The organism is Dolichospermum circinale AWQC131C (assembly GCF_000426905.1).
In the GTDB taxonomy this organism is placed as follows: domain Bacteria; phylum Cyanobacteriota; class Cyanobacteriia; order Cyanobacteriales; family Nostocaceae; genus Dolichospermum; species Dolichospermum circinale.
Window position 1 is genome coordinate 6086 of record NZ_KE384622.1, and the last position, 4720, is coordinate 10805.

At 38.9% G+C, this 4720-nt stretch carries 3 protein-coding genes; all 3 read left to right on the forward strand.

What is annotated here, in order from left to right:
* The coding region (locus ACIR131C_RS22765; RefSeq protein ID WP_155963122.1) for a tetratricopeptide repeat protein at positions 1-939 on the forward strand (939 nt) is incomplete at its 5' end.
* Positions 940-1101: 162 nt separating this feature from the next.
* Positions 1102-1296 carry a heavy-metal-associated domain-containing protein gene (locus ACIR131C_RS0114140; RefSeq protein ID WP_028083656.1) on the forward strand — a complete coding sequence of 65 codons (195 nt, stop codon included), beginning with the start codon at positions 1102-1104 and terminating at the stop codon, positions 1294-1296.
* Positions 1297-1981: 685 nt separating this feature from the next.
* On the forward strand, positions 1982-4597 hold the full coding sequence (gyrA, locus tag ACIR131C_RS0114145) for a DNA gyrase subunit A (RefSeq protein ID WP_028090727.1): 2616 nt from the start codon (positions 1982-1984) through the stop codon (positions 4595-4597).
* The last annotated feature ends 123 nt before the right edge of the window (positions 4598-4720 follow it).

Below are 4720 nucleotides of genomic sequence, written 5' to 3' on the forward strand. Positions count from 1 at the left end.
GAAAATACAGCTATTCAACGACAACAGCAAATTATAGAGGATTTAGAAAAATCTGGAGAAGAATTTACATCTCAGTTTTCAGATTTACAAAATGATGTCCAAAAACAGCAAATTGTTACTTTAGAAAATCTGCAAAAATTAGAAATTGATGCTCAACAACGTAAAGATATAATTCTCAAAGAACTAGCGGAAATTACACCTCCCCCAGTCATAGAAAAAGCACCAGAAACATTACAACCAGAAACATCTCTTAATGATTATCTAAAAGAAGCAGAAAAGCTATTTTTAGAAAAACGTCATCAAGATGCTTTAGCTATTTATGAACAAATCATTAAAATTCAACCTGAAAATCCAGAAAACTGGCTCAAACGTGGTATTCTATTCAATAGATTAAACCGCTATAAAGATGCTATTATGTCCTATAATCAAGCTATTAAAATTAATCCCGAATATCATCAAGCTTGGTGTGATATTGGTGTATCCTGTGGAAAATTAGGAAAACATCAAGAAGCTTTTAACTGTTTTGATAAAGCTATTCAAATTAAACCTGATGATGGAGTTGCTTGGGTAAATCGTGGTTTATCTTTGGTAGAGTTAGAACGCTATGAAGACGCAATTACTTCTTTTGATAAGGCTTTAGAATTTCAACCTAATTCCCCTAAAGTTTGGCATAAACGCGGTTATACTTTAGTTAGATTGGGAGAAGATGATCAAGCAATTATCAGTTTTGATAAAGCCCTAGAAATTAAACCTGATTATCATATTGTATATTATCACAAAGCTACTTGTTATGCACTACAAAGACAAGTTAAATTAGCTTTAGAAAATCTACAAAAAGCCATTGATTTTAATCCTAATTATCGGGAAGACGCTGGAAATGATATTGATTTTGATGCTCTGAAAAATGAGCCAGATTTTCAAAAATTAATTCAGGGTTAAAACTTTTGTTGCATTTTCATTTAACCCAAACCACAATTTTCTTGAGTTTGTTCTCAAATATGTTCTATTTTAACTAATTAATCTGGAGGATTTAGGATATAATATTTTTGTTTTTGCAAACATTGTCTTATTTGTAATTGAGTTTTCACCTCTTTTTTGTTTATGACTATTCAACTTACTGTTCCGGGAATGTCTTGTTCTGTTTGTGCTAATAAAATCACTAATGCTGTTAAAATCGTTGATGTTAATGCTATTGTGGAAGCTAACCCCCAAACAAAACTTGTCAATGTAGATACTCAAGCTTCGGAAACTGCTATCAAAGAAGCTTTAATTGCTGCTGGTTATCCTCCTTCCTAATGGTAGGGTGCGTTCAGCTTTGTCTAACGCACCCTAAATCACATAATGTCTGATTTTCTCAATCAAGTCGCGGGAAAAAAGAAGATTTAGGGGTTGACAATTGATTTAAAATTTGTTATCATAAAACAGACGAGGAAGAACTATCATCAAATAATTAATAAACAGCAAGTTCAGCTTGAGTGAGGTACACCCTGTGCAGGCAAGACTTGTACTGAGCTTGCCGTTCGCGTAGCGTGGCGTTAGCCATAGTATGCCGGCACCACAAGAGTTTTAACATTAATATCTGTACTTAATAATACCGGGAACTGCTGTATAGTTTTTTAAAACTGACTTAATCCAAATATGGCTTTTATTCCCTGCTTATTCATTCTCGTTAATTTATAAATTATAAATTAAAATTGTCTCAATTTCTTATTGATTTCTATTGTTTAATTCTCTGGCTGATTTAATGGCTTTATTGTCTTGAATTTTAGATGATCTAATATTACTTAATAAACACAAAATCAACTTTCATTTTCTGGTTTTGATTGACTATTTTGGCCGATTAGATAGTATTTGTGCAAATTGTCTGACAATGTGTTAGAATTATAGCAAAATATGACAACTATTCAAAGTTTATTTGACATAATTTTGTATTTTGTCAAGTTGAAAGCTAAAATTTACATTTTTTGGAGTTTTGGAGTCTATGACAACCTCACAGGAGAGGATTATCCCGACAGATTTGCGAAATGAAATGTCGCGGTCTTATCTAGAATACGCTATGAGCGTCATTGTGGGTCGGGCGTTACCAGATGCTAGGGATGGTCTCAAACCTGTGCATCGTCGCATCCTGTATGCTATGCACGAATTAGGTTTACTACATGATCGCCCCTTTAGAAAATGCGCCCGTGTCGTAGGGGAAGTATTGGGTAAATATCACCCCCATGGTGACACTGCGGTTTATGACGCTTTGGTGCGGATGGCACAGGATTTTTCCATGCGATCGCCCCTAATCAATGGTCATGGTAACTTTGGTTCGGTAGATAATGATCCACCGGCGGCTATGCGGTACACAGAATGCCGATTGCACGCATTAACAAGTGTCGCTCTTCTGCAAGATATTGAAGCTGAAACCGTAGATTTTGCTGATAACTTCGACGGTTCTCAACAAGAACCAACGGTTTTACCCTCCCGCATTCCCCAACTCCTGTTAAATGGTTCTTCGGGAATTGCAGTGGGAATGGCGACAAATATTCCTCCGCATAATTTGGGAGAATTGATTGATGGATTAGTAGCATTAATTCACAATCCTGAAATTACTGACATACAATTAATGCAGTATATTCACGGTCCCGATTTTCCCACCGGGGCGCAGATATTAGGAACAAGTGGCATTAAAGACGCTTATACCACAGGTCGCGGTTCAATCACCATGCGGGGTGTAGCTAATATTGAAACCATTGAACAACGCAACCGTCCAGACCGGGAAGCAATTATCATTACCGAATTACCTTATCAAACCAATAAAGCCGCATTAATCGAAAAAATTGCCGAATTGGTGAATGATAAGAAAATCGAAGGTATTGCAGATATCCGTGATGAAAGCGATCGAGACGGCATGAGAATTGTCATCGAATTAAAACGTGATGCCTATCCCCGTGTCGTTTTAAACAATCTTTATAAGCAAACTCCCCTACAGGCTAACTTTGGGGCGAATATGTTGGCATTAGTCAATAGCGAACCTCAAACCCTTAGCCTAAAAGGATTTCTCAGCGTTTTCCTAGACTTCCGCATTTTGTCCATAGAACGCCGTACCCGCTACGAATTACGGAAAGCAGAAGAAAGAGATCACTTGTTGCAGGGATTACTAATTGCTCTGTCACAATTAGATGCAATTATTGTTTTAATTCGTCATGCACCGGACGCACCCACAGCCAAAGGAGAGTTAATTACCAATTACGGACTTTCCGAAGTGCAAGCAGACGCAATTTTACAAATGCAGTTGCGACGGTTAACGGCGCTAGAAGCGGATAAAATTCGCCTGGAACACGAAGAATTACAAGTGAAAATCACCGACTTACAGGATATTTTAGCCAGACGGGAACGGGTTTTAGAAATCATCGAAACGGAAATCGCCCAAATTAAAGCCAGCTTTGCTACACCCCGGCGCACGGTTATCACCCATGGAGAAGGAGATATAGATGACATTGACCTAATTGCTAACGAAAAAGCAGTGATTCTGGTGACAGAACAAGGTTACATCAAACGGATGCCCGTCAACACCTTTGAATCTCAAAACCGCGCTACTAGGGGTAAGGCTGGTGCTAAAGTTAAAGATGATGATACCATCGAGCATTTTTTAACTTGCTGTGATCATGATAGCATCTTATTCTTTAGCGATCGCGGAGTTGTCTACTCACTCAAAGCCTATCAAATACCTGTAGGTTCGCGCACCAGTCGAGGGACACCCATAGTCCAAATGTTACCCATTCCCAAGGAAGAGAAAATTACGTCTATTGTCCCCGTAGACGAATTTAGCAGCGAAGAATATCTGGTGATGCTCACCAAAGGCGGTAACATCAAAAAAACCGTCTTAGAAGCATTTAGCCACATTCGCGCCAACGGACTAATTGCCATATCCTTAGAAGAAGGTGACCAACTACGCTGGGTGAGAAGAGCCAGAGTAGAAGACAGTATAATAATCGGTTCACGTCAAGGTATGGCCATTCACTTCCGCTGTACTCATGACCAACTGCGTCCTCTAGGAAGAGCCACTCGTGGTGTAAAATCCATGAAACTCAAGGATAAAGACGAACTCATAGGTATGGATATCCTACCTGCGGCCATTCTCGACACCTTAGATACTAGCACAGAAGGGGAAATAGAAGAAACAGCAGAAATAGAAGAAACCTTAGAAATTGCTGAAACTGAAAATACCGAAGAAACCGCAGAAACCAGTAACAGCAATAGTACCGGACCATGGGTGCTAGTCATTACCGTAGGCGGTTATGGTAAGCGTGTGCCTGTTTCTCAATTCCGACTGCAAAACCGGGCTGGTCAAGGTTTAATGGCCACCAAATTTAAGACCCGCAAAACCAAAGACAAACTAGCCACTTTAAGAATTGTCAACAGCGACGACGAAATCATGATGGCCACCAATCGGGGTATTATTATACGTCAAGCGGTGAATGCAATTTCTATTCAGTCAAGGTCAGCCACTGGAGTTAAAGTGCAACGTTTAGATGAAGATGATGCCATTACCGGAGTTGCGATTGTTCCCCCCGATACTGGTGATAATGGAGAACTAGAGGACGCAGAATAGCTAATTAGCAAGATCCCTGACTTCTTGTAGAAGTCGGGGATATGAATTTTCTGGTATAACTTTTAATCTAAATTAACTATATCTCCTACATATACAATGGTATCTAAAATCACAGAATATTTT